Source organism: Microcoleus sp. MOSTC5 (assembly GCF_036701825.1).
Taxonomy (GTDB): Bacteria; Cyanobacteriota; Cyanobacteriia; order Cyanobacteriales; family Microcoleaceae; genus Microcoleus; species Microcoleus asticus.
In genome coordinates, this window is sequence record NZ_JAUBRK010000067.1 from 15,195 (window position 1) to 40,285 (window position 25,091).

Sequence of the window (25,091 nt, forward strand, 5' to 3'; positions counted from 1 at the left end):
CTACAGCAATACATTTGTCGCCAGAAAAGATATCATTAAGCGGTGCATCTATTTAGGAAAAAACTCAATGGCTAACTCAACTCCAGAAACACCGCAACCCGACAAAAAAGAATTAGCTAACATCACAGCTAAACCTCAAGAACAACAAGAAGAACCGCCAAATAAGGGTGACGGGCGGAAATAGTCGATCGACATTCATCTGTGACGATATAAATCTCGAATTGCCTTAAGATCGACGACTTCTTTTTTTCTCAACATCAGTGTTCTTCCCTACAATACCGGTTCCTATAAATTGGTATTCTGCCAGTAGTTTTTAGGTAATAAACAAACCCGATTTTTGCCAAAAACCGGGTTTGTTTGCTATTGACAAATTATTCGGTTTGTGCAGTGCCGTTGTTCGATCGCAACTTCGGCTTTCCAGACTTTCCACGGAGACCGTTTAAAGAAACCACATCAGCCTCAGAACTCTCCCTAGCCACCCGAATTAGCAACCCCGACAACAACAAACTCGCCAACATCGAAGAACCCCCGTAACTAAAAAACGGCAGCGGCAAACCCGTAGTCGGCAAAACCCCCGTCGCCACCCCAATATTCAGCAGCGACTGTCCCACCATCACCACCATCACCCCAATCGCCACCAACTGAGACTCAATATTTCGAGCCTTCATCGCTACCCTCAAAGCCACAGTAGAGTAAGCTGCTAACATCAGCAACAGCGAGAAACCTCCCACCAAACCAAACTCCTCAGCAAACACAGCAAAAATAAAATCGCTGTACTGAATCGGCAAATAAAATAACTTTTGCTGCGACATCCCCAAACCCACACCCCAAATGCCCCCAGAACCCACAGCCAGGAGACTTTGAATCAACTGATAGCCGTCTTGCATCGGATCGGCCCAAGGATTGAGGAAAGACATAATCCGGCGGCGCTGGTATTCCCTAAAACTAATACTTAAAACCGCCAAAAGCATTCCCCCGATAGCCGTTGCGCCCAACTGCAAGTAAGGTAAGCCAGCCGCTAAAGCCACCAACCACAAAGTCATCCCGCACAAAGCCGTGGTGCTCAAATTCGGCTGCAACAAAATTCCCAACAGCATTGCGCCGAAAATTAACAGCCAAGTTAAGCGAACTTTATTTGTCAACCGGGGCCAGTTGCCGAAAATGCGGGCGCTTTGGAGAACAAAAAACGGCTTGATCAACTCAGAAGGTTGAATAATCGGAACCGGGCCCAGAGATATCCAGCGAGTCGCCCCGTTGATAGTGGTTCCCACTCCCGGAACTAAGGTCAACCAGAGCAATCCCAGCAGCAACAGGACGCCTAACTGAGCTGTTTTTAGCAGGTAGCGCAGGGGGGAGTACACCATCAAGTTAAAACCTGCCAGCCCGATCGCCACTGCGATTAGCTGTCGTTTAAAATAATAAAGGCCGTCTCCAAATTCATAATTTGCGATCGGATAGGAAGCCGAAAACAATGCTGTCAGCCCTACAAACAGCCACAGAAAAGTCAGCCACCTCAGCCAGCGGGCCTCAGCGGCCCATTGAGACGCGCTGGGGTCAAAAAATGGAATGAAGCGTCGAATGTCATTAGCCATTAGTCATGAGTTTAAAAATTACACCCATCAACCCGGTGTCTAGGCAAAATATTGGGTTAGCAACGAGAAATTGACGAAGAAACCGGATTGATGACTAAAAGTGCATAAGTCTTATAGTTATTAGGTAAAATCATAACAAACAAAAAAGGTAACTGCTCAGCGGAACTGCGTTGCGGTGAGCAGTTACATAAATTGATATCATGTGCGGTCGATTAACCATGATTAAACTTTTGCCTCCGGTCACCAACAGAAATGAGCCAAACTACTGATTAACTGTTTGAGATTTAACAGTTTTCCACACCGCTGGAATAAAACTGCTTCTCATTCATCTTGCGTTTTTAAAACAGTGATTAGCTATCGGTTCATTTGTCTGCTGGCCACAGTCTTTGACGGCTGTTGCAGTTCGGGTGAATGTGAAGGCAGATAATATAAATATATCCCCAAGGGGATTTTCACGCTTTCACTCAAATGCCATCGATCTCCATCCATTACTAAAATGACTCTTTTTTTCGGCCCTACTTTCCAATGTCGATATCTCATCTGCTCAAACTCGCTCGAAAAGCTGGCTATTGACAAAGGGTAGTATCCACTCTTTTGGTTTCTCCGGTACTCGGATGTACAAAACCATATAACCACAACCATTGAAACCGCCAGTTAACAACAGCCGTATATACTCAGATGAGGCGCGATCGTAATTCGTTTTGGCTTTCTTTATTTGATGGGGGTCGTGTTCCTGCGGATTATATCACGGTCGATCGACCGGACATGATATAAGATGCGAGTTTTGGAGAAATCTCAATATTCTGGGCCAGCAGCAGATTTTGGGTCATCGAACTTGATGCTAGGAAAGGAAAACTTTTTTACGAATTTGGTAATTGCGTCTTTGCGCCCTTTGAGGCAAATTGTGGCAGAAGCCGAAAGGGCGATCGAACAATTAACACTTAAGCAGGTTGTGGCGTGGTTTGTGAAAGACGGGAAGATTCGCACACAACAGGGTGTCGATGCGGCTTTTTTGGACTTGTGAGTTAAAGGTCGATCTATCCCACTGGCAAATAATACGTCAAACTCGGGTATTGGGGGCGGTTTCGGGCGATCGAAAAAAAGTTTTGACTTTGGGGTTGACAGACAAAGGAAAACTTGATAAGGTAATTAAGTCGAGCGAAAGAGATGCAGCGCATCAAACTTAACGCAGACACAGGATTAAAAGTTTTCAAAGCTTTCCTGGTGCTTATGATGTAATGGAACCACTCCGATCCATCCCGAACTCGGTTGTTAAACGTTGCTATGGCGAAGATACTCGGCGGGTCACTGCCCGGTAAAATAGCTCAGTGCCAGGTTAATAATAAATTAAAGCTCTTTTCCCGCAACAACGGAAAAGGGCTTTAGTTTTTTGGTGAATTATTACTCATCTACACAAAAGCAAGTCTTGGGCCGGCAGGATGCCTAACCCCTACTCCTCACAAGAATTGTTGGAGATTTCTAACGTGCGAGTTTTGTAGAAATCTCAATATTCTGGGCCAGCAGCAGATTTTGGGTCATCGAACTTGATGCTAGGAAAGGAAAACTTTTTTACGAATTTGGTAATTGCGTCTTTGCGGTCTTTGAGGCAAATTGCGGCAGAAGCCGAAAGGGCGATCGAACAATTAACACTTAAGCAGGTTGTGGCGCGGTTTGTGAAGGACGGGAAGATTCGCACACAACAGGGTGTCGATGCGGCTTTTTTGGACTTGTGAGTTAAAGGTCGATCGGTCACACTCCCAAATAATACGTCAAACTCGGCTATTGGGGGCTGTTTCGGGCTACCTTTAAAAAAGTTTTGACTTTGGGGTTGACAGACAAAGGAAAACTTGATAAGGTAATTAAGTCGAGCGAAAGAGATGCAGCGCATCAAGCTTAAAATTAAGCAGAACGCAGACACAGGATTAAAAGTTTTCAAAGCTTTCCTGGTGCTTATGATGTAATGGAACCACTCCGATCCATCCCGAACTCGGTTGTTAAACGTTGCTATGGCGAAGATACTCGGCGGGTCACTGCCCGGTAAAATAGCTCAGTGCCAGGTTAATAATAAATTAAAGCTCTTTTCCCGCAACAACGGAAAAGAGCTTTAGTTTTTTGGGGAGTTACAGATGTTTATAATATGACAAGTGCCTAAGTCCAGAGCTTGCTGCGTATTTGAAGACGATTACGAATTATCCCAGGCCATCATTAAAGGACTTAATGCTAGAGCCACATCAGGCAATTACCAAGTCGAACGTTTTATATTTAATTAAGTTGACTTACTTAATCTCCTTTTCAAGGTAGTATATGGGTAATAAAAAACTATGGACTTGGGCAGATTTATGTTTCAAAGCATTACTTCTCAAATAAATGGTTCTTCTTCCTTCTTGTCATATTTAGTAATGGTATTAGGCGTTACTAGCATAGCGTCTATACTGAGTTGGCGATGGTGGAAAGGAAAGGAAACGTATAAATCGCTACAATCACTTCCTTCGCCTCCCCAATATTGGGTGTTAGGAAATCTGCCACAAGTATTAGCAGCAGTAAAACAGAAAAAATTATTTCAGCTATTTTTTGATTGGAGTCAGCAGTTAGGCCCGATGTACGTCATCTGGAATGGCAGGACTCCATCTGTGATTTTAAGTAAACCAAAAGTAATTGAAGATACCATTATCAATGGGATGAGAGATGGTAGCTTAATTAGAGCCAAGCAAGTACGTCAAGCATGGAACGATATCAGCGGTTCTATTATGCTCGGAGAAACTGGAACCCAGTGGCAGTGGCGACGGCAGGCTTGGAATCCAGAATTTAGTTCGAGCAATATTTCCAAATATCTGGAAATAATTAGCCAAGCTTGCGAACAAGTCATTGAGACGCTGAAACAAGTTGCACCCCCAAAAGAAGTGGAGGTAGATCCTCTGTTTGTGGAACTAACAATGAGGGTGATTTCCTCTTTTGTACTAGGTATTCCTGTAGATAGAAATAGTACCAGTCAGGAAGGTTCCCCCCTGGAAGTTAGCAAGGTGTACGAAGCGATGTCTATTGTAGGTTATCGTTTCCTGCGACAAGCTACGGGGGAGAAAAGATGGATGAAATATTTGCCAACTCAGAATTCACGGGATTATTGGGCAGCAAGGCGATATTTAACGGAATTCCTTACTCCCCGCGTTGACTTAGCTTTAAAGATGAGAGAACAAAATCAAACTGATTTCCCACAAGTCAGTAGTTTGTTTAGGGAATCAATGTTAGTCAAAATCGCGGCTAAAGAACCAAAATACGATCGCGAAACCTTAATATCAGAATCGATTGAACTATTAATCGCGGGTACTGACACCACAGCCCATACTTTATCCTTTGCAGTTGGCGAATTGAGCTTAAATCCAAGAGTATTTCAACAAGCACGAGATATCGTTGACCAAGCTTGGCAAAAAGAAAGTGGGATCAACCTAAAAAACCTCAAAGAATTGGCTTATATTCGTGCCATTATCAAAGAAACACTGCGCCTTTATTCAGTGGCCTCTGGCTCAAGTCCATTGGAGACTCAACGGGATACTCTAATTGAGGGTACAGTGATTCCGCGTGGGACAAGAGTATCCTGGTCAATGCTTGCAGCCGGAAGAGATCCAGAAGTTTATGCTAACCCAGAGGAATTTCGGCCCGAACGTTGGCTAGACAAGAATAAGGAAACAAGTTCACTGCCAATGATACACTTTGGCTCAGGGTCGCATCGTTGCTTAGGAGAGCATCTATCAATGCTGGAAGGAACGATGATGTTAGCATTATTTGTGCGCCACTTCGATTGGGAGTTAGTTAACGGTCGTTCTTCTCTGGAACAATTACAGCAAAACCTGTTAATTTATCCGTCAGATCGAATGCCAATACGCTTTCGAGGGAGAAACTGAGCCTAAACTTTTCAAACACCGCAATTTTTAGGAATATACAAGATAGCCTGATTAGCGCTCTTATATAACTCTAAGCATGGGAAAATAGGTGATCAGGGGTAAAATTCGTTTGAGCAATAGGGATGGGAAAGAAATTCATCAAAGAAATCAGCCTAGGAACTCCCAAAGATAATTGCGGAATCCGAAACATCTTCAACCAGCTTTGCATGAGATTGAAGTAGATACAGCATATTCCATTTATATGCGGTACACACAATTTTTTTGTAAGTAGCGATCGACTTCCTCAAACCATTGTGCCCAAGCTTTGGTAATATCGTCTGGGAGTTTGGGTTCAGCTATTCTATTTTGGTGCTTGTGGATCACAAAGTCGATGTAGTCGCTGACTTCTGGCAAGAATGATTCTGGAAGTTGCTGCAATAAGGGCGATCGTAATATCAGGAATAGTCATAATAATTGCCCATTCCAGTCGTTTTTATTTTAATACAATCATAACAACATCGTGCTTATGATCTAATGGAACCACTCCGATCCATCCCGAGATCGGTTGTTAAACGTTGCTATGGCGAAGATACTCGGCGGGTCACTGCCCGGTAAAATAGCTCAGTGCCAGGTTAATAATAAATTAAAGCTCTTTTCCCGCAACAACGGAAAAGAGCTTTAGTGTTTGGGGGGTTAGGGTAAAATAACTTCATCAATAAATTTTTTGACAAGCTTGATGCTATCCAATTCCATTGTTTTCTCATCTATCCATCGATTATCCTGTATAGAAACTTGCAGAGCTTTGCCCGGTCTTAGTATGCTACTGATGCTTGAAATCACTGCTTTATTTTTGCCTGCTGGTTTATTTAACTGCTTCAAGTCATTGTTAGTTAATTGATTAGTATCAATGCCAGAAACATAGTTAGTAGACATAGATAGTAGATTGGGATAGTTTAACTTTGCACATTCCAACAAAAGATCTTCTAAGGTTCCTGAGTCACTGTTATTAGGAGCGATAAAAATTCCACATCTAGGGGAACCTTTCATCACTTCGCCCAGTGTTGGAGGTAAGGACAAACCTAGTGGAGACAACTCAGCAATTAGTTTATCGAATCTTTCTTGAGGTGTTTCGACATCATCAGCATCTAAAAAAATACCAATACCAAAAATATCTGAAGCTGGAATTATAGCAAGGCTTTCCTCGATAGTATTTGACAAGCGTGTGATTCCAATAGCACTATGTAAAGCAACTGATAGCTCAGCATTTTGTAAAAATACTGGAACAGGCACACGCTTCATCAAATCATCATTTATCGGAAATGTTTTAGGTACAAGTGGCTCCCAAAATGAGTCAAGCTTAGATAAAAGAGTAACTCGCTTTAAACCGTAATATTTGAGAAAGCAAATCAAGAATTCAATATCTTGAGGGCCTTCTCCAACGATGTAACAGTACCTAACCATAATCACCTCACATCCAGTCCACGCTCTGAACGCAACCTATGCAACAAATTACCAGAAAACCTCTGGGGTGCTTGTCCATTATGGTTTAGCCGAAAAGCTACAACATTGTCTGTAGCAATTTCAGGCTGTAGCATTGCATCGATAGCTTCGAGACTGTGAGTTGTCACAAAAAGCTGTATTTCTCGGCGGCGACAGGTTTCAATCAACCAAGAAAATACACTGCCAAGAGCTGAAACATGGATAGATGTCTCAATTTCATCAACTAGAAGTACACCATTAGCTGTAGTCAACAAAGTGAGAGCAATAACTAAAGCTCGCTTAAATCCATCGCCAAATACATATAGAGGAGCCAAGCCAAGCTCTTTATGTTTTATGTAAAGAGTGGCTATACCGGTTGGCATGGAAAGTATTTGAATGTCAAGAATATTATTGTCAAAGGAGCGAATTAATTCTAATACTTCATTTTTACCATCTTCTTCTTGCCTGATGATTCGTGATAGCCGCTCTAGAATAGGTTCCGATGAAGAATAGGAAGGAAATATAGTTGCATTTTTAACGATGGGTTTATTGCGTCGGCGCTGGACAAATCGCTCGTTTTCCCAAAACTGAAATATTTCACGTTCTGGTTCAGGGGGGAATAAATTAAGTTGTTCTGAAGCTAGATTGACTGCAATTTCTAATTCTAGACCGACTCTAACTGAGTCAATTTCAGGAGAAGACACCTCTTCTTGTGGAGAAGATATATCTTTATAAAAGCTTTTTTGATTGTTTTTTTCTACTCCACTACCATAAATTTCTCCAAGCTTTGCTTTCAATTCATGTATGGGTGTAGTCCCATTTGCTTTTATCAGAATTTCAGCTTGGTAAATTTCGTCATTAGAATCACCTATTTTTTGAGAAAAAATCCATTTCAATGCCTCACTGTTCGGTCGAAGTGTGATTAATGGCGATCGACCGAGATATAATCTGCGTTGTGAAACCTCAAGCCACTGAAAGGGATCGAGTGGATTGCATAAAATCGAAATAGCTTCCAGAATGCTAGTTTTTCCGGCATTGTTATCGCCCACAAAAATGTTTACCTGTCCTAATTGAGACAAATTTACTAATTGAAGAGCGCGATAGCCACTGATTTGTAAACGGTCAAAGAGCTGAGACATAGGAACTGGCTTCAAGAGCCTGATTTTTTATGAGAGTTGAGATTGCTTATATCTAATCACTAAGACTCAACGTTGTCAATAGGATACCTGCCACAACTATACTCAATCAAAGCGATGGCGATTTATTCGCTTTGGCTCGCCATCACAATACTACACTATTATCGACGGTAATTACTTTCCTTCGAGAGGTTCATCACAATCATCAGCGATACAGATTTGATTTTTCCAAATTCCAAGTCCGCCTCGCTTTGTCGGCTTTTCTTGGGTTGAGTTTTTAGCCTGCTTTTCTATCAAAAACTCAATATAATGAAGCACTTCTGTCTGAAGAGACTCAGGGAGTTGGGCTAATTTTTCTAAAATGACTGGCTGTATCATGATTTCTTCTCGCGATCGCCCCATCTACTCCATTAAAGCACCAACACCCAATGTCAGCCACAGAATACCCCATTATCTAGCCCGATCGCCCTCACTCTATGCAAATCCCGATCGCACTTACACCATCATCATTCTGCAACTTGCCTAAAATTACGCGATCGACTATTCTTCCTAATAGAGATCATCCCAAATCCTTGCATCTCTTAGTCCGCGAAGGCGGACTTCGTTTGTGTAGACGCGGTTTCAACCGCCGGGTGATTTTTGCTCGATATAACAACCGACAAAAACATGACAGCAATATTACCGCCTTGGATAGTTTTAGACTCCCTATTGCACAACTGGCTACTAGAAGATATCGGTAGGGGCGATCGCACAACATCGGCCTTATTTCCCGCAAACAGCATCCAGGGTACTGCTAAATGGATAGTCAAAGAAGCTGGAGTCATTGCCGGATTGCCAATTGCCGATCGCACATTTAAACTTTTAGACAGCGGCCTCAGTTTCATCCCCCAAGTACCGGAAGGAAAACTGTGCGAAAAAGGAGAAGTAATCGCCGAGATTTCCGGCAATTTCGATGCGCTGCTAACCGGAGAAAGAGTAGCATTAAACTTGGCAATGCGTTTGAGCGGCATCGCTACATTAACTCAGAAATATGTTGACAAAATTGCCGATTTGCCCGTGCAATTAGTAGATACGCGCAAGACGACGCCGGGATTGAGATTGTTGGAAAAATACGCAACTCAAGTCGGCGGTGCTTGCAATCACCGGATGGGATTAGATGATGCGGTGATGATTAAAGACAATCACATTGCGGCGGCTGGGGGAATTGCAGAGGCGATCGCCCTAATTCGCAATTCTATCCCCTATCCGCTGACAATCGAAGTCGAAACCGAAACTCTGGCTGAAGTAGAAACAGCTTTGCAGCACAAAGCCGATATTATCATGTTAGATAATATGTCCTTTGATTTGATGCGGCAGGCTGTGGCAATAATTCGGGAAAAGAGCGATCGGGTAAAAATTGAAGCTTCCGGCAATGTTACTTTAGAAACAATTAGAAGTGTAGCCGAAACCGGAGTTGACTATATTTCTACCAGTGCTCCGATTACGCGATCGACTTGGCTGGATTTGAGTATGAAAATTCATAGTCATTAGTCATTAGTCAGAAGTCATTAGTGATAGAAAATATGGTCAGTACCAAATCAAGCTTTAATACCCATTTTACTCTTTAGTCCCCTTCTGCTCGGACGAGAGTTTGACTCTTAAGCGATTTGAATCGCCGAATAATTCCAGAGGTAACTTCTCTCTTAGCTAATGACTAATAACTAATGACTAATGACTCTTAACAATTACTTCGAGATAAAATGAACCCAAAAACTTCCGTCAGGTATACAGAGGCTGCGGATTAAGCGATAGGGATAGTGCAAGTAAGCACCGCTGACACTTGTATCGTAGCCACTTCGGAACCACTCGCCATAAGGATCGTGAACGAAGAATCCCTCGCTGTCGTAGCCGGCGGCAACTATAATGTGACCGAAAGATGTGAAGTATCCGTGGATGACAGCGGGATTTCCGCTGGCTAGCCAATCTTGAACGTCATCAATAGTTGCATTCTCGGTAAAGAAATCTTGAGCGCCGTAATCTTTAACAATCTTCGCTAAATCATAGGGGTCCCAGCGACTGTAACCTTGGGCGATCGCATATTCATAGAGTTCGTCTTCATATTGCCCGGTTTTTTGGCGCTGTGGCACCTTCAAAAAGTCCAGACACATCGCTAATGAAGTTACATTGCAAGAACCTGTAGGATTGTTCAAGTTATCCATTTGCGATCGATAAGGAATGCCAAGCCTGACAGTTGGGGGATTCGGTTTGGGATAAAACAGAACCTCGTCTTGACTAATTTGAGCGTGTGCTCCGTAAACATACCAAATCCCAGAATCTTTGAAAGACTCGTTGCGGAGAGCAACTCTGATGTGACCGCGAGCCGGAGCAAAAGCCAGGATCTCAAACTCTTTTCCGGCTGGTATGAATTGTTTTTCCGAGTCCTGAAGTTGAGAAGACGCCAGCGGTTTTGATTTTAAAATCGTGTCTCTAAGCGTTTTCAGGAGCAGGGGATGTGTGGGAATGTCCCCTGGTTTGGTTTCGATCAGCTTTTTGGCTGTGACTGCTCCCAAAAAACCCGGTTCGCCGCACTTCATCAGAGTTTGAAATCGGTGGAGGGTGGCGGTAGAGAGAGGACCAAATTGGAAGTCTACGGGAGGTTTGAGTAAACCCATGTCAATAAGGCGACTTTGAATTTGGCCGCTGAGTTCGTCGTCAGCAGCGATTGCTTTGGCATCGTACCTAATTTTTGAGTTTAGAAAGTTTTGTAATTTCATTCTTGTCTGCCCGTGTCAATCGATTTTAGATTTTAGATTTTAGATTTTCGATTTTAGAATTACGACCGCAGATAAATCCGGTGGCCCCAGACCCAATTGCTTGATTGTCAATAATTCCCAGTCGATCCTCTCATAAAATTACGGTGATTTTACAGATCGTCCCTACCTTAAAGGCTTGATATTAATTATTTGATACAAAACCTTCAAGGCGAGAGCCGATCGAATTTCAGGCACTATTGACTAAAAATCCCTGGTGCCCGTTGGCATTCTTTCTGCGGAATGCCGAATGCTGTTGGATGCCTCAAAAGCAGAGGGAGGGCAGAATTCCCCTGTTGAGGCGATCGTCCGATTTATGCTTCGTCCGGGCGAATTACCACAACACCCATTGCATCGGGAGACAGATATTTGACGGCGGCTTCTCGGAGATCCTCGGCAGTCTGAGCTTGGATGCAGGCTGCATAGTTGAGGGCGGGAGCGATATCTCCTAACATCGACTGATAGTAACCGTACAAACTTGCTCGATCGCTCGGAGTTTCGTTACCAAAGATAAACCGATTTGCGACTTGGGTGCGGATGCGGGAAATTTCGGCATCTGTCACCAGTTCGGTTTGGAGAGTGCGGATGTGTTGGACGATGGCAGCTTCCACTGCTGGCAAGTTTTCTGTCGGTAGTTGAGCGGAAATCGAAAATACGCCGCCGAGTCGCTGAGTCATGTTGCTGACCGAAATTGACGACACTAGCCCTTTTTCTTCGCGCAAATCATTAACCAAGCGAGTTGTGCGGCCGTGACCCAAGATTGTCGCCAAAACGTCCAGGGCATAAGTTTCGGACATTTCCATGAAACCTGGCACTCGCCACATCACGATCAGTCGCGCTTGCTGAAGGGCAGAGTCTACAAATTCGCGGCGGACTGTTTCTGTAAACGGCGATTCTTGACCGTAGTTCAGGGTTTGGGGTTCTGGGTGAAAGTTGCCGACAGCAGGCACATTTATTTTGTTGTTTTGTGCTGTACTTTTTGCTGCAAAACTGTCTGCGACAATTTCTATTAGTCGATCGACTGGCAAATTGCCTACAGCTACCGCTGTCATGGCCCCGGGCTGATATCTGCTGCTGTGGAAATCCCGCATTTGTTGGGCTGTCAACTGTTCGATTACCGCAGTCGGGCCGAGTACCGGTCGCTTGTAGGGCAGGACTTCAAACGCTAATTCCATCGATCGCTGATAGGTGCGGCGGCGGGGATTGTCTTCCGATCGTCTAATTTCTTCTAACACTACTAGCCGTTCTCGAGCGAAGGCGTCGTCGGGAATGCTGGCGTTGAGCAACACATCGACTTGCAGGGGAGCTAGTTCGGCAAAATCTTTAGGAGCTGTGGTGATGTAGTAATTAGTGTAATCTTGGCTGGTGGCAGCATTGGTGACAGCGCCGCGCTGCTCGATCGCGCGCTCGAATTCGCCACTGGGAATGCTCGGAGTTCCCTTAAAAATCATGTGTTCTAAAAAGTGAGCCATGCCGTTGATTTCGTCTGGTTCGACGGCTGAGCCTAAATTGAGCCATACGCTGAGGTTAACAGCATCGACAGGCAAGTGTTCGGCTATAACGGTGAGGCCGTTGGGAAAATGGCGGACTGTTGGGGCGTTGAGGGGCGATCGGTGGGAGGTTTTGAGCAGGGTTGATGTCATTGTGCTTTTAAATTTATCTTGTTCTCTATATCTTAAAGGGTCATCCGATTTTAGATTTTAGATTTTAGATTTTAGATTGATCCCACGGCTGATGGTTGGTGGGGATGTTGTCGGGCGATCGCGAAATGCGAGAGCGGTGAGGGCGTGAGGGTTATGAGAAATCAGTGCGATCGACAAAACAAAAGTTGATGTGTTAAAAGTTGCAAGTTATAGTCTACTTTGAATTTAGCCTTTAATCCCTTCTTTTCGCATTCAAGTTTCGGAGTTGCCAATGCAATTTGAGTTTCTGATTCCAAAACGCCCTGTATCTTTGCAAACGAGGCAGAGAAGCAAGCTACAGAATTGGCAAGCATTTGTGCGTGCAGAAGCGTCAAAAACTTGGGTAGGAACTCCTTATTCAGGAAATGTTCATTTAGCTTTAGTGTACCTTTATGATGCTGATCCAGTTGACACTGACAATATCATAAAGCCCATACAGGATGCACTAATTGGGTTAGTTTATGAGGATGATTCACTTGTCACAGATGTGGAGTCGCATCGTCGCTCGCTTAGTGACACGTTTGACGTTGCTTTATGTCCGTCATTGTTGCTCCGGGGCATAATATCTGGCAGTGAGTGCGTTTACGTTAGAATAAATTCAGCAAAAGCATTAGAGAGTTATCTATGACCGCTAAATTAATACACGACAAATCAGTATCTAAAATTGCAGAAAAATACCGACAAGCAGGCTATACAGTATTGGTTGACCCTGAACCCGAAGACATCCCTTTCGATTTAGGGACATATCGTCCAAATTTGATTGTAAAAAAGAACGAAGCCGAAGGTTATATAATCGAATTCAACGGTTCTGGCAGGCAAATATCTATAGATAGGTTGAAAGAAATTGCTGAAATAGTTTCTGAAAATACAGGCTGGCGTTTCTTATTAATTACTGAAGAAGATGCTTTACTGAAAGACAACGCCAAGGAAGTAAATCTATTATCTTGGGAACATATTTTTAGTAGAATAACACAAAGTGAACGTCTGATCTCATTAGAAGAAAATGAAGGCGCGTTTTTATCACTTTGGGGAATACTTGAAGCACTTTTGCGTAGACGAGCTGAGGAGGTTACTATTCCAATTGAAAGATTTCCCACTGTATCTCTCATCAAACATATGTATTCGCAAGGAGAACTTTCAATAGAAGAGTACGATCGAGCAATGCGACTTTTAAGCGTAAGAAACCGATTTATTCATGGATTTGAAGCACCAGAAGTCAATGAGTCTGTATCTGAATTGCTCGCCCTTGTCAATGAATTAATAAGTTTATGGGCACCACAGTTATCTCAGTCCTGAAAGGTTTGGCAATAAGTCCTGAGTTTTTTTTGTGACAGCAAAAGATGGAAAATCTAAAATTGAATAAAAACTTAGTATTTCCACAAGCAGCTTTTCAACGATTTTGCCGATCGACTTCGGGGAAAATCGGCTTAATTTTGACTGTAGCCCTGACGATCTCGGCACTGTTGGCCCCCCTACTTTCTCCTTACGATCCGGCGGTCGATCGAGATTATTTGTTGCGCTTAGTGGCTCCTAGCGCTAAACATTGGTTTGGAACCGACGGTTTGGGGCGAGATTTGTTGGTCCGGGTGTGGCACGGATTGGGAATATCTTTACTCGTCAGCCTGGTTTCTGTGGGTGCGGGTTTAATTGTAGGAGCGCTTTTGGGGCTCGTGGCCGGGTATTTTCGGGGGTGGGCCGAGATGGCGATCGGCACTTTGGCGGATATTTTGCTAGCTTTTCCTTCGATTTTACTGGCGATCGGCGTTGTTACCGTCACCGGGCCGAGCCTGCAAAGCGTAATTATCGCCGTCAGCCTCGTGCAAATTCCGATTTACATCCGTTTAACTCGCAGTATGGTGCTGTCTCTGCGGGAACAAGAATTTGTTTTGGCTGTCAAGGCCTTGGGCGCCAGCGACTTGCGGATTATTTTTCGCCACATTTTGCCGGGAAGTCTCGCGCCTCTAGTTGTACAAGCAACTCTTTCGACTGGTACGGCGACACTAGAAGCCGCGGGTTTGGGTTTTTTGGGTTTGGGCGCACAGCCGCCCGCCCCTGAGTTGGGGACGATGCTTTCTGATGCTTTTAAGGGCGGATACGCTCTTTCTTCTCCTTGGACTATTTTGTTTCCCGGTTTGCTGATTACCTTGACTGTTCTGGGTTTCAACCTTTTGGGCGACGGGCTGCGAGACGTTTTAGACCCCAGATCCAATGCTGCGGCAAGGAAATAGCAATATTCAGGAGTTACGCAGCGGGCACAGTATTTGAGCAATACTGTGCCTCCTCTAAAAATTGTTTGTGTATGCTCAAACTTTTGGCGGGAGTTGAAGCCATTTGAAAGCCGTAGCCTGGGCTGCCGGCTGAGGTGATACCCGCTATGACTGCCTGCATTAAGATTGACCCGGATAGACGGCAGTCGTGCCCGATCGCGATCGTTAATTATGCCGCTGATTTATTGACTTTTTGCACCAGCAAACTCACAAAGGCTTGCCCCAAAATAGTCGCCATTTCCGGGGTGGGTTTAACCTGTTCGTCTGGAACGCCTTCAATGGCGATACCGCGAATGTCTGAACCATGTTGCAGCTTTTTTCAGTTATACTTTTGCATAATAATCAATAGTAACTTTTCAGCTAAGCATCAGTTTACGACAAATTTTAACCATGAATTGTTACATTTGCTACTATCAACAAGTAGGCAAGCTAGAACAGTGAGTTACAAAAGTTATTGAAAGCGATCGCAAAGCATGAATTATATCAAATCCGGTTAGATATGAATGATATACAACTGCGATCCTCCCGCTGGCTATCGAAAACAAGCCGGGAGTGTGACAGAGTGGAAGGATTTCTCTTCTTCCCTCTTCCCTTTTCCCTTTTCCTTCGATATTATGAGATTATTTCAAGGAACAAATCCGTACTTTGACCATCGTGCCACGGCTATTCAAAGCGCACAGAAATCAGCTTTTTGGTAAAAGTCCACAGTTGATTTTTCAAACGCTAGTCTAGTTCTTTTGCCCGCTTTCGTTTTAATAAATCCTTGGTTTGTTACCTTCCACTGAAAAATTAGGCACGGTTACACCGCTGTGAATCTTCGGTGCAATCTAAAGATACTCATACTGAATCGCGACTATTGCAGTCATATTCTGCGATTTGAACTTTAGTTTTAGCAGTTTTCCGCGTAAAAGGCGACAGTGGTTGTTGAGTTTCCATCGAATTGAATGGTTTTGCTCCTTTTCAACGAGTCATCGACCTTAGCATCATAATGAACACAGCACAAGACCACTATAACCAGCAACTTGCTGCCGTTTACAGTTGGATGTCAGGAAATCCTGAAGCAGCGATCGAACGAAATCACGCTCTTTTTTGTCAATTGGCGATCGACTCCGCACCGCGAGGATTAGCCATTGATTTAGGTGCAGGCTCAGGATTTCAATCTATTCCTTTAGCAAAACTAGGCTTTTCGGTAGTAGCTATAGATTTCTGTGAAGCGCTACTTTCAGAGTTGCGCGATCGCGCTAAACATCTTTCCATCCGTACCATTCACGACAATCTGCTTAATTTCTCGCAACACATTCAGGAACAGGCGCAGCTCATTGTTTGCATGGGCGACACACTTACACACCTAGAATCATTGAGTGCTGTCGATTCATTACTTTTGGACATTGAGCGCCGGCTGATTGAAAATGGGATGTTGATTTTAACTTTCCGCGATTATGTTTCAGCAGAGCTTCATGGATCTCAGCGTTTTATTCCTGTACAAAGTGATGAATTTACAATCCTCACTTGTTTCTTGGAGTATCAGGAAAACAGCGTAGCAGTCCATGACTTACTCTATCAAAAACAGGGCGATCGGTGGTCATTCAGTGCCAGTTCTTACCAAAAACTGCGGCTCAATAAAAATTGGTTGTGCGATCGGCTATCTGAAATAGGTTTACAGATACTTCAGAACGAGATGATTAATGGAATGGTTTGTATCGTTGCCAAGAAATTATATTAGAGACTTTATATTAGAGACAACCGAGAGTCGCTGTAGTGATTGTTCCGAAATTTACAGATCCATCCAAGGCTTAGAAACTGAAATCTCACGAAACCTGATATGAAACTCCTCCGATGGCTGACATTGTGCTTCTTCTCCTTGACGCTCACCCTCTGGCTGGGCAGTTGCTCCTCCCCACCCCACATCCAGGCGGTGACGCTCAATTTGGCTGCGTCAGGCATGGTTCGCACTGCCGTGGAGGAAATCGATCGACTCTATCAGCAGGAACACCCCCATATCTGGTTGAATCCGACATTTGCCGGAACAGCCGTAATCCGGGCAGCCGTTGAGCAGGGAGAACCTTTAGATGGGGTTTTGTTATCCGATATTTCACCGCTGGATGCGTTGCAAGCCCAAGGGCTGATTCTGCCGGAAAGCCGTCGGGAGTTAGTGACCACCGACATTGTGGTGATTGCTGCGGCTGATTCTGCGGTGCAATTGAATGATTTGCACGAGTTAGCGAGCGATCGCCTCAAAACAGTGGCAATTGGCAACAAAGACCTGACGATTGGCAGATATACCCACCCCATTCTGAGTCGGTTAGGCATCCTTCAGGCAGTGGAATCCAAGGCAGTCTGGGCAAAGGTGGATGTGCGGCAAGTCTTGCGAGCCGTCGAGCAGGGAGAGGCAGAGGTGGGCATTACCTTTCTGCCCGAAGCCAAAGCTTTTTCCAAGGTCAAGATATTAGCCACCGTATCGCCCGAGCTCTATGAGCCAATTCGCTCCGCTGCCTCTGTGGTTAAAACCTCTCCCCATCCCCAGCAAATGCAGGCGTATCTGGACTTTTTAAGCAGCGATCGGGCAATGGCAGTATTTCAAAAATTTGGACTCCGCCCTCTGCGGTCTTAGATCGACGAAACTAAGCACGAGACAGACATGATGACACAACCCTCTAACTTTCTCAAAACCGTTGCCGGGAGCCTGGGAGCAGCTACTTTCCTGGCATTAGCAGTGAGTGGAATCGCATTTTGGAGCGCTAACCGCACCTTAGAAACTAACCGCCAGATCGCCCAACATCTAAAAGCGCTCAATAGTTTGGAAGCGTTGACCAGTGCATTTCAGGATGCTGAAAAGATCCAGCGGCAATACCTGCTCGCGCAAAACAAAAATGACTTCAGGAAATTTGGGCTTCGGACGATCGATGTCGATCAAGAATTGCGACAATTGCAAACCTTGCTAGAGAACGATCCCCGCCAACAGGCAGCTACCAAGCGCCTGGAAGAATTTATCCTGCGCCGCCTGGGGGAACTCCGGCAGGGCGTGGAACTCCGGGACACCAAAGGGCTGGCGGCCGCGATCGATCGCACCCCCCCACGACTGCTCGACGAGATTACGCTGCTGACCCAGCCGATCGAAGCGATCGAAATCGTAGGGTGGCGGCAGAAACAGCAAGCTGCCACCCACACAACCCTTCTGGCAATGATGGCATTTCTGGTGGGCATCGGCCTCAACCTAGGAATTATTCTGTGGACTTACCGCCTGATTTGCCATGAAATCCTGAAGCGGAATCAAGCCGAAACCGACCTTCAGCAAAGTAACCAGACGTTTCAAAACCAGACTGGCCTATTGCAACTAATCCTCAACAGCATGAGCGATGGCGTGCTCGTTCTCGATGAAAACGGTCGATTCCTGGTGTTTAACCCCGCTGCCGAGCAGATGTTTGGCAAAATACCCGACAGCCAGCCGGAAGAATGGTCGGAGCAGTATGGACTGTTTCTATCCGATGGGGTAACTCCGCTTCCAACAGAGCAAATTCCCTTAGTGCGGGCCCTTCGGGGTGAGCAGGTAGACAATATGGAAATCTTTAGTCGTCATCCCCAGGCCCCAAAGGGCTTCTGGCTGACAGCTAGTAGCAGACCTCTGAGAGATGCCAGCGGTGCATTGAAAGGGGGAGTTGCTGTGTGCCGCGATATTAGCGATCGCAAGTCCGTAGAACTAGAGATATTGCGGGCAAAAGAAGCAGCCGAAGCCGCCAACCGCACCAAGAGCGAGTTTCTTGCCAACATGAACCACGAACTCCGCACCCCCCTCAACGGCATCCTCGGCTATACCCAAATCCTCCAGCGCGACCCCGCCACCACCGCCAAACAGATGAAAGGATTGGGGGTGATTTATCAATGCGGTTCCCATTTACTCACCCTGATCAACGACATTCTGGATCTGTCCAAGCTGGAAGTGCAAAAGATGGAACTCTATCCCCAGGATTTCCATCTGGCTAACTTCCTCTCTTCTACTGTGGATATTTGCCGCGTCAAGGCAGTGCAAAAAGGTGTAGAGTTTCATTACCAGCCCGCCAGCAACCTGCCCACTGCCGTCCATGCTGACGACAAACGCCTGCGGCAAGTGTTGCTCAACCTGCTCAGCAATGCGGTCAAATTTACCGACTTTGGCACCGTCACGTTTCGGGTAGAAGCGGTGGAGTCAGAAGACTCAAACTCAGAACTCAAAACTCAAAACTCAAAACTTTCAAGAATTCGCTTCCAAATTAAAGACACTGGCATTGGTATTGCCCCAGAAAAACTATCCACGATTTTCTTACCCTTTGAGCAGGCAGGGAAACGCGATCGCAACATCGAAGGCACTGGACTAGGACTTGCGATCGGTCAACAAATCATCCAGAAAATGGACAGCGAAATTCACGTCGAGAGTGTAATGGGGCAGGGCAGCAGTTTCTGGTTTGAGATCGAGTTGCTTCCAGCATCGGATTGGACAACACAAAATGCGATCGCCAACCACAAAGTTATTGGCTATCAGGGCGAACGACGCAAAATTCTGGTCATTGACGATCGCGAAGAAAACCGTCTGGTGGCAGTGAATATGTTGGAACCGCTGGGCTTTAAGCTGACGGAAGCTGATAATGGGCAGGCAGGTTTTGATACCACTATCCAGACGCGACCCGACTTGATTATTACCGATGTACATATGGCGATCATGGATGGCTTAGAAATGACCCGTCGCCTGCGACAACTGCCAGACTTTGCCCAAACTCCCATCATTGCCTCCCCTGCTACTCTGTCTCAGGTGGATGTACAGGAAAGTCTGGATGCAGGGTGCAATAGCTTCTTCCCCAAACCGATCGAGTTTACTGGGTTGCTTGCCGAATTGCAGCGATATCTAGAATTGCAGTGGATTTACGAAACCGAAACAGAGGCGACTCAACTCGCTGTCAGCAACGCCGGTGAGGTTAGCATCATAATACCGCCTGCTGCAGAACTGGCAACCCTTTATGCTGCGGCTCAGGGTGGTTTTATGACCGATATCCAGCAGGAAGCCCATCGCTTGAAGAAATTAGCGCCGGAATATATTGCCTTTGCGAACAGAGTTCTAGAACTGAGTCAACAGTTTGATGAGGAAGCCATTCTGCATCTAATCGAGCCACGGGTTTAGCAACTTTATCGATCTACAATTGGCCATTCATCACTTCAATATATTTAGGAGTTTGCTGATGTCAGTCTATTCTATATCTCAAGAAAACACGATCTTAGTCGTAGATGATACGCCAACCAATCTGCAAGTATTGTTTGATTTGTTGAGCGAACAGGGCTACCGGGTGGCGATCGCCAAAAATGGTGAAACTGCCCTGCAACGAGTGCAATTGTCTGAGCCCAATTTGATTTTGCTGGATGTGATGATGCCAGGGATCGATGGCTTTGAAACCTGTCAGCGGCTCAAAGCTAATCCCGCCACTCGCGATATTCCAGTTATTTTCATGACCGCCCTCTCCGACTCGGTGGATCAGGTCAAAGGGCTGAGCCTGGGTGCGGTGGACTACATCACCAAGCCGATTCAGCATGAAGAAGTCTTGGCACGGATTCGGGTGCATCTCCAACTGCGGAATGCCACCCGGATCATGGAACAGCGCACCAACGAACTCAACCAGGCCTTAGAAAGTTTCAAGCAAGCCCAAGTGCATCTAGTGCAAGGTGAAAAAATGTCTGCCCTAGCCCAATTGGTGGCGGGAGTGGCACACGAAATCAACAACCCGGTGAATTTCATTCAAGGCAACCTGAACTATGTCAAACAATACACTCAGGATCTGCTGGAGTTGGTGCAACTGTACCAGAAGCACTATCCCAATCCGGTAGCAGAAATCCGAGAGCGGGCAGAATACCTGGAGCTGGAATTTTTGCAAGAGGATTTGTGGAAGATGCTGGGTTCGATGAAAATGGGGAGCGATCGGATTGGCCAACTGGTGCTCTCCCTGCGCAACTTCTCCCGCCTTGATGAAGCGGACTGCAAACCCGTTGATATCCATGCCGGTATCGACAGCACTCTGTTGATTTTGCAACACCGTCTGAAAGCCAGACCCGATTTTCCGGCGATCGAAGTCATCAAAAATTACGGGCAATTACCGGAGGTCGAATGCCACCCCAGTCAACTCAACCAGGTATTCATGAATATCCTCAGCAATGCGATCGATGCCTTGCAGACATCAGGTGTCAGGGATAACCAACAACCTACCATTACCATCAGCACCTCGATCGGTAGTGCTAACTCGATCGCGATTAGCATTGCCGATAATGGAGCCGGTATCCCGGAACTCATTCGCTCTAAACTATTCGATCCGTTCTTCACCACCAAACCCGTGGGCAAAGGCATTGGTTTGGGACTGTCGATCAGTCATCAAATCGTCACTGAAAAACACGGCGGCAAGATTGAGTGTGATTCCACTCTGGACAAGGGCACTGAGTTTATCGTACAGATTCCGGTGCGGCAGGTCATGGCACAGGTTGCTTAAAAGAAGGGTTACGGTTGCCGCAACAATTATCAATCAATTTGAATACTTTTTCTATTAGAGAATACTAATTAGGATTTTATGGTAGTAGGACTTACTCACAAACTAATACTGTAGGGTGTGTATTACGCACCTTAACCCCTACCGGAACGCATTCAACTATTTTTTGCATAAGTCCTGGATTTATTAGCTGGCGCTACTGCGAAGCTAGTTCCATTAATATCGTTATTCCCATTTCAGCCACCGATAAATCATCATTTGCTGCATCACCGTAATTCGAGAGGATAGCTACTCCTATTTGCTCGCTTTTGTCAAAACTAATGAAGCTCGTATAGCCGCCACTACAACTGTTATGCCAATACAATACTTGCTCATTCGGTAGGGTCGAAATCAGCCAATCTAAGCCCATACAGAAAGTTTCAGTGTCTTCAAGATATTGTGATTGCGATCGCACGAAAATCGCACCCATTTGGGTATTCGCTGTACTGAGATTAGCTTGCAGGAACTTCAACAAATTCTCAGATGTCGAACGAAACGCTCTTGGTGGAGCTATCACCTCAAAATCTCACTTTGAAGTCAGCATTCCATCGGGTGAATGACCGGGCGCAAGGCACTGCTGCTGTTGCGGTGTCAGATGAATCGCCGTATATGTCATACCCAGCGGCTGGCAAATGATTTCTGTCACTAATTTTTCATAAGCTTTGGAAGTTTTTAGGCTTAACAAATGTCCTAACAAGCCCATGTCCAAGTTAGAGAATTCGTAGCTTTGACCGGGTTCGTTCAGCAGCGTGATTTCTGCTAGATCGGCATACATTTCCTGCGCCGTGTAGTGAAGGTAAGGATTGCTAGGATTTGAGATTTCTGCAAGGAAACGGTCGGGCAAACGCGGCAGTCCAGAGGTATGGATTGCTAACTGTTGCAGGGTGATGGATTGGACGGCAGGATTTAACTGATTGATGACTTCTACGGGCAAATAGAGACGAATCGGAGCGTCTAGCTCGACATTACCATCATTCACTAATTTAGCCAGAAATGTTAGTGTAAATACTTCTGTCGCGGAACCGATTTCGTAAATTGTACCAGCATTAGGAACAGCAGGATCGGTGTTGCTGAGCTTGCCAAATCCTTTGATGTAATGATGTCCTTGGTCAACTACTCGGATCGTTAAAGCCAGGTTTTCTCTCTTGCTTAGATAATCTTGCGTAGTTCGATCGATTTTAGACTCAAAACATTGATAAGCCCGGATTATTAATTAAAAATAATTGATAAGTAATTCCGCCGGAAAAACCGAATACCCAGAACCCCGACTTTTTTAAGAAGTTGGTATCTAAAGCGCGATCGTATTTTACGTTTACAAAACTTACGCAAAGATCAGCCCAGAGGCATCTAAGTTTTACCGTCACTTTCGATAGAATTCTTGTGGGGTGTCCCGCCCGCCCGAAAAATAAAATTTAGATGCCCTACAGCTTACTATCTGTAGGGCGAAGCACACGGCACCTTACCCTCGGCCTACTATCTCGCGATACATCCTCCCTCCCCCGCGATCGATCCCCAATAGCAGTTGCTAATATTCGCCACTCATGTATGACTTGACTGATGTCACGATCTACGCGAAACTTTACATACAACTGATGTATTGCTTCTACCTATTAATAACTTCTGTTAAGTTGTGACTCAAAACCTATCAATTCGTCAAAATTGATATAGCGCTTTGTCAGTCAGCCAACTCTCAAGAAGCTACTTCAGGAGGCATCGTCCCTGGCTTGCTGGTGTCGGTGTCTGATCTCACTATTCCTATTCAGTCAGCCCGGATTATGGAAACACTAGAGTTTGTGATCTATCCAGATGGCCGCGTACAGGAAACAGTCACCGGCATTGTCGGTGCTTCCTGCGCTGAGGTAACGGCTGCAATTGAAGCTCAGCTCGGCGTGGTGCTTCATCAAGAGTCAACATCGGAATATTTCACGCAAGCGCTGCATCAGTCAGCCGAAGCGACGGCCCAAGTGGCTTTTAGCGATTGGTAATTTTTTTGTTGAGTTCACTTAAATTTTTTTGGAATCACCATGTCACACTTTAGCCAAATTAAGACCCAGATCCGCAATTTGAATTCTTTGGAAGCTGCTTTAACTGACTTGGGTATCGACTGGAAGTCGGGCCCGACTGAGGTGCGCGGCTATCGCGGCCTAACCAGCACCGCTGAGGTGGTTATTGAGCAAGAAAACGGCTACGACCTCGGTTTTAGCTGGAACGGGACTGAGTATGAATTGGTGGCTGACTTGCAGTTTTGGCAGCAAGCTTGGTCTGTAGACCGTTTTCTGAATAAGGTGACTCAGCGCTACGCTTACCATACTGTGGTGAATGAAAGCGCTAAGCAGGGTTTCCAAGTTTCTGAGCAAAAGCAAAATCAAGACGGTTCGCTCCGCTTGGTGGTACAGCGCTGGTGCGCTTAATAATTTTGCGAGATTTTTGCAATCTTGTCTCATCAAAGTCCGCCTCCGCGGACTTATTTACTATTGTGGGGGTCTAAATGTCTGAGCTTTCTGGACTCGGAATAGATACAGCAAGCGATCGCTCTGGTTTAGAGCCGGAGTTGGGAGGTTTTTTGCGGGATGCGCCCGATCGCTCTGGTTTGGAACCGGAATTGGGCGGGGTGTTGCGCCAAAAAGGTGTCTATGTTGATGAGATTACCTGCATTGGCTGCAAGCACTGCGCTCACGTTGCTCGCAATACTTTTTATATTGAACCGGATTACGGTCGATCGCGCGTAGTTCGACAAGACGGGGATTCTGAAGAGTTGATTGCTGAGGCGATCGACACTTGTCCGGTGAATTGCATTCACTGGGTTGATTACACCGAACTCAAGAATCTGGAAGAAGAACGCAAGGATCAGGTGATTCCTGTCGTTGGCTTTCCCCTGGAGTATGCGACGATTCGGGCCCGTGGTCGCCAGCGGAAAAAAGCTAAATTGGGCGATCGTAAGTTCAAAGGTAGCAATTGAAATCCCCAATTCCCATCCGCAGCTTGAAACCTGTGGCTCAAACAACAAAAACAGCCCGCCCGGGCTGTTTTTTATATACATTGTATAATTAAATTTATTTGAGAGGATGGTGTTCAGCGAGAATTTTCTCAACTCTAGCTTCGTCGATTCTGGCAGTTAATGTTGTTGCCTCGTTGTTATCCCGAATGGTTTTTGCTAAAGTAAAAGACGAGCCGACAGAAAAAGTTAAACCCATACCCATAAAAGCTTTTTGCCAGGGGTCTACCTGTAAATAAATGATACCTACAGTAGTTGCGGAAAGGGCAACAATAAAAGAAACCCAGCACTGAAGTATCCAAGCATTAGTATCTTTTTGACGTATGATTTGTTTCTGCATAGTGCCTCTAAGTCAAATATATCTTTTGGTTGATTAACTTAAAGAATAGATAGCGTGAGTGAAGCGGTCAGGAGAAGAAGGGACAGTTTCGATAAGTGAACAGTGCGATCGAACTTTTTACTAAAAACTATAACGCTGTAAATAGGGTTTGAGGCTCAAGGAAGACTCGCAGCGAGTGGACAGTTTGAAAACTCCACTAAGGAAAGCCAGTTTTTTCTCAAAATAGCGTAAGGTGCGCCGAAGAGCACCTTACTTCTCCCAGTCGGCCTCCGCAGACTTCGTTTGACTCTCGACAGCGGTTGAAACCGCCGGGTCTTATCTAGGGTTTGCTGAAAAAGTTATAAAAAGCAGGGGGTGGGAAATGAACAAGAGACTCGTCTTCCTCACATAATAAGCC

Annotated in this window: 24 protein-coding genes, 3 rRNA genes and 1 pseudogene; 18 read left to right on the top strand and 10 right to left on the bottom strand. The window is 45.3% G+C overall.

Going from position 1 to position 25,091, the window contains the following annotated elements; all coding sequences use genetic code 11:
* Positions 1 to 371: 371 nt before the first annotated feature.
* Positions 372 to 1,592: an FtsW/RodA/SpoVE family cell cycle protein gene (locus QUA54_RS28000; protein ID WP_333184611.1), complete on the bottom strand. Its 1,221-nt coding sequence runs from the start codon at positions 1,590 to 1,592 to the stop codon at positions 372 to 374.
* 775 nt (positions 1,593 to 2,367) lie between these two features.
* Here QUA54_RS28000 and QUA54_RS28005 point away from each other — a divergent pair.
* The 5 genes from QUA54_RS28005 to QUA54_RS28025 all read left to right on the top strand — a co-directional run bounded on the left by QUA54_RS28005 (position 2,368) and on the right by QUA54_RS28025 (position 5,491).
* Positions 2,368 to 2,616 (top strand): hypothetical protein, encoded by a 249-nt coding sequence (locus QUA54_RS28005; protein ID WP_333417602.1) that lies wholly within the window; start codon positions 2,368 to 2,370, stop codon positions 2,614 to 2,616.
* Between the two features lie 196 nt (positions 2,617 to 2,812).
* Positions 2,813 to 2,929: ribosomal RNA gene (gene rrf, locus QUA54_RS28010) — 5S ribosomal RNA — on the top strand.
* Positions 2,930 to 3,136: 207 nt separating this feature from the next.
* Complete coding sequence (locus QUA54_RS28015) at positions 3,137 to 3,325, top strand: hypothetical protein (RefSeq protein ID WP_333417604.1); 189 nt, start codon at positions 3,137 to 3,139, stop codon at positions 3,323 to 3,325.
* A 209-nt stretch (positions 3,326 to 3,534) separates the two neighbouring features.
* Positions 3,535 to 3,651, top strand: a 5S ribosomal RNA gene (gene rrf, locus QUA54_RS28020).
* Positions 3,652 to 3,913: 262 nt separating this feature from the next.
* Complete coding sequence (locus tag QUA54_RS28025) at positions 3,914 to 5,491, top strand: cytochrome P450 (RefSeq protein ID WP_333417606.1); 1,578 nt, start codon at positions 3,914 to 3,916, stop codon at positions 5,489 to 5,491.
* Between the two features lie 237 nt (positions 5,492 to 5,728).
* On the opposite strand, the gene QUA54_RS28030 is transcribed toward QUA54_RS28025, so the two are convergent.
* Positions 5,729 to 5,908 (bottom strand): hypothetical protein, encoded by a 180-nt coding sequence (locus QUA54_RS28030; protein ID WP_333417607.1) that lies wholly within the window; start codon positions 5,906 to 5,908, stop codon positions 5,729 to 5,731.
* A 78-nt stretch (positions 5,909 to 5,986) separates the two neighbouring features.
* On the opposite strand from QUA54_RS28030, the gene rrf (QUA54_RS34605) reads away from it, so the two are divergent.
* A 5S ribosomal RNA gene (gene rrf / locus QUA54_RS34605) occupies positions 5,987 to 6,103 on the top strand.
* Positions 6,104 to 6,163: 60 nt separating this feature from the next.
* On the opposite strand, the gene QUA54_RS28035 is transcribed toward rrf (QUA54_RS34605), so the two are convergent.
* The 3 genes from QUA54_RS28035 to vapB form a co-directional block, all read right to left on the bottom strand.
* Positions 6,164 to 6,931 (bottom strand): DUF3226 domain-containing protein, encoded by a 768-nt coding sequence (locus QUA54_RS28035; RefSeq protein ID WP_333417609.1) that lies wholly within the window; start codon positions 6,929 to 6,931, stop codon positions 6,164 to 6,166.
* A 2-nt stretch (positions 6,932 to 6,933) separates the two neighbouring features.
* Positions 6,934 to 8,088, bottom strand: a complete 1,155-nt coding sequence (locus QUA54_RS28040) for an AAA family ATPase (RefSeq protein WP_333417611.1) — start codon at positions 8,086 to 8,088, stop codon at positions 6,934 to 6,936.
* Between the two features lie 171 nt (positions 8,089 to 8,259).
* Positions 8,260 to 8,463: a type II toxin-antitoxin system VapB family antitoxin gene (vapB, locus tag QUA54_RS28045; RefSeq protein ID WP_333417613.1), complete on the bottom strand. Its 204-nt coding sequence runs from the start codon at positions 8,461 to 8,463 to the stop codon at positions 8,260 to 8,262.
* Between vapB and QUA54_RS28050 the strand changes: the two genes are divergently transcribed.
* Together QUA54_RS28050 and nadC are read left to right on the top strand one after the other, a co-directional pair.
* A complete protein-coding gene (locus tag QUA54_RS28050) occupies positions 8,462 to 8,611 on the top strand; it encodes a hypothetical protein (RefSeq protein WP_333417615.1) in 150 nt (49 codons plus the stop codon). The two genes, vapB and QUA54_RS28050, sit on opposite strands and share 2 nt — an antisense overlap.
* Before the next feature lie 140 nt (positions 8,612 to 8,751).
* The gene (nadC, locus tag QUA54_RS28055; protein WP_333417617.1) at positions 8,752 to 9,615 is read left to right on the top strand and encodes a carboxylating nicotinate-nucleotide diphosphorylase; all 864 of its coding nucleotides are present in this window, start codon (positions 8,752 to 8,754) and stop codon (positions 9,613 to 9,615) included.
* Between the two features lie 194 nt (positions 9,616 to 9,809).
* Here the strand turns inward: nadC and QUA54_RS28060 are convergent, their stop codons facing one another.
* Both QUA54_RS28060 and QUA54_RS28065 read right to left on the bottom strand, forming a co-directional pair.
* Positions 9,810 to 10,838: a C39 family peptidase gene (locus QUA54_RS28060; protein WP_333417619.1), complete on the bottom strand. Its 1,029-nt coding sequence runs from the start codon at positions 10,836 to 10,838 to the stop codon at positions 9,810 to 9,812.
* Positions 10,839 to 11,188: 350 nt separating this feature from the next.
* A complete protein-coding gene (locus QUA54_RS28065; protein ID WP_333417620.1) occupies positions 11,189 to 12,517 on the bottom strand; it encodes a pitrilysin family protein in 1,329 nt (442 codons plus the stop codon).
* Positions 12,518 to 12,788: 271 nt separating this feature from the next.
* Between QUA54_RS28065 and QUA54_RS28070 the strand changes: the two genes are divergently transcribed.
* The 3 genes from QUA54_RS28070 to QUA54_RS28080 are packed head-to-tail and all read left to right on the top strand — an operon-like array spanning position 12,789 to position 14,784.
* Positions 12,789 to 13,184, top strand: coding sequence for a RusA family crossover junction endodeoxyribonuclease (locus QUA54_RS28070; protein ID WP_333184637.1), 396 nt, complete (start codon positions 12,789 to 12,791; stop codon positions 13,182 to 13,184).
* A complete protein-coding gene (locus QUA54_RS28075) occupies positions 13,181 to 13,852 on the top strand; it encodes a hypothetical protein (RefSeq protein WP_333417622.1) in 672 nt (223 codons plus the stop codon). The genes QUA54_RS28070 and QUA54_RS28075 overlap by 4 nt, the downstream gene beginning before the upstream one ends.
* Positions 13,853 to 13,896: 44 nt before the next feature.
* Entirely contained in the window at positions 13,897 to 14,784 is an 888-nt protein-coding gene (locus tag QUA54_RS28080; RefSeq protein WP_333417624.1) for an ABC transporter permease, read from the top strand.
* Between the two features lie 13 nt (positions 14,785 to 14,797).
* Here the strand turns inward: QUA54_RS28080 and QUA54_RS28085 are convergent, their stop codons facing one another.
* Positions 14,798 to 14,986: a hypothetical protein gene (locus QUA54_RS28085; RefSeq protein WP_333417638.1), complete on the bottom strand. Its 189-nt coding sequence runs from the start codon at positions 14,984 to 14,986 to the stop codon at positions 14,798 to 14,800.
* Positions 14,987 to 15,811: 825 nt separating this feature from the next.
* On the opposite strand from QUA54_RS28085, the gene QUA54_RS28090 reads away from it, so the two are divergent.
* From QUA54_RS28090 to QUA54_RS28105, 4 genes are all read left to right on the top strand, one after another.
* Complete coding sequence (locus QUA54_RS28090; protein ID WP_333417626.1) at positions 15,812 to 16,546, top strand: class I SAM-dependent methyltransferase; 735 nt, start codon at positions 15,812 to 15,814, stop codon at positions 16,544 to 16,546.
* Between the two features lie 99 nt (positions 16,547 to 16,645).
* Positions 16,646 to 17,434 (top strand): molybdate ABC transporter substrate-binding protein, encoded by a 789-nt coding sequence (gene modA / locus QUA54_RS28095; RefSeq protein ID WP_333417628.1) that lies wholly within the window; start codon positions 16,646 to 16,648, stop codon positions 17,432 to 17,434.
* 27 nt (positions 17,435 to 17,461) lie between these two features.
* Positions 17,462 to 19,972 carry an ATP-binding protein gene (locus QUA54_RS28100; protein WP_333417630.1) on the top strand — a complete coding sequence of 837 codons (2,511 nt, stop codon included), beginning with the start codon at positions 17,462 to 17,464 and terminating at the stop codon, positions 19,970 to 19,972.
* Positions 19,973 to 20,030: 58 nt separating this feature from the next.
* Positions 20,031 to 21,323, top strand: a complete 1,293-nt coding sequence (locus tag QUA54_RS28105; RefSeq protein ID WP_333417632.1) for a response regulator — start codon at positions 20,031 to 20,033, stop codon at positions 21,321 to 21,323.
* A 193-nt stretch (positions 21,324 to 21,516) separates the two neighbouring features.
* Here QUA54_RS28105 and QUA54_RS28110 read toward each other — a convergent pair.
* A pseudogene (locus QUA54_RS28110) lies at positions 21,517 to 22,569 on the bottom strand (serine hydrolase domain-containing protein).
* A gap of 565 nt (positions 22,570 to 23,134) precedes the next feature.
* Here QUA54_RS28110 and QUA54_RS28115 point away from each other — a divergent pair.
* The 3 genes from QUA54_RS28115 (at position 23,135) to QUA54_RS28125 (ending at position 24,318) form a co-directional block, all read left to right on the top strand.
* On the top strand, positions 23,135 to 23,344 hold the full coding sequence (locus QUA54_RS28115) for a DUF2997 domain-containing protein (protein WP_015176940.1): 210 nt from the start codon (positions 23,135 to 23,137) through the stop codon (positions 23,342 to 23,344).
* 39 nt (positions 23,345 to 23,383) lie between these two features.
* Positions 23,384 to 23,770, top strand: coding sequence for a DUF1257 domain-containing protein (locus QUA54_RS28120; protein ID WP_333417634.1), 387 nt, complete (start codon positions 23,384 to 23,386; stop codon positions 23,768 to 23,770).
* A 77-nt stretch (positions 23,771 to 23,847) separates the two neighbouring features.
* Positions 23,848 to 24,318 (top strand): ferredoxin, encoded by a 471-nt coding sequence (locus QUA54_RS28125; protein ID WP_333417636.1) that lies wholly within the window; start codon positions 23,848 to 23,850, stop codon positions 24,316 to 24,318.
* A 94-nt stretch (positions 24,319 to 24,412) separates the two neighbouring features.
* Here the strand turns inward: QUA54_RS28125 and QUA54_RS28130 are convergent, their stop codons facing one another.
* Complete coding sequence (locus tag QUA54_RS28130) at positions 24,413 to 24,694, bottom strand: YiaA/YiaB family inner membrane protein (RefSeq protein WP_172189332.1); 282 nt, start codon at positions 24,692 to 24,694, stop codon at positions 24,413 to 24,415.
* Positions 24,695 to 25,091: the final 397 nt, after the last annotated feature.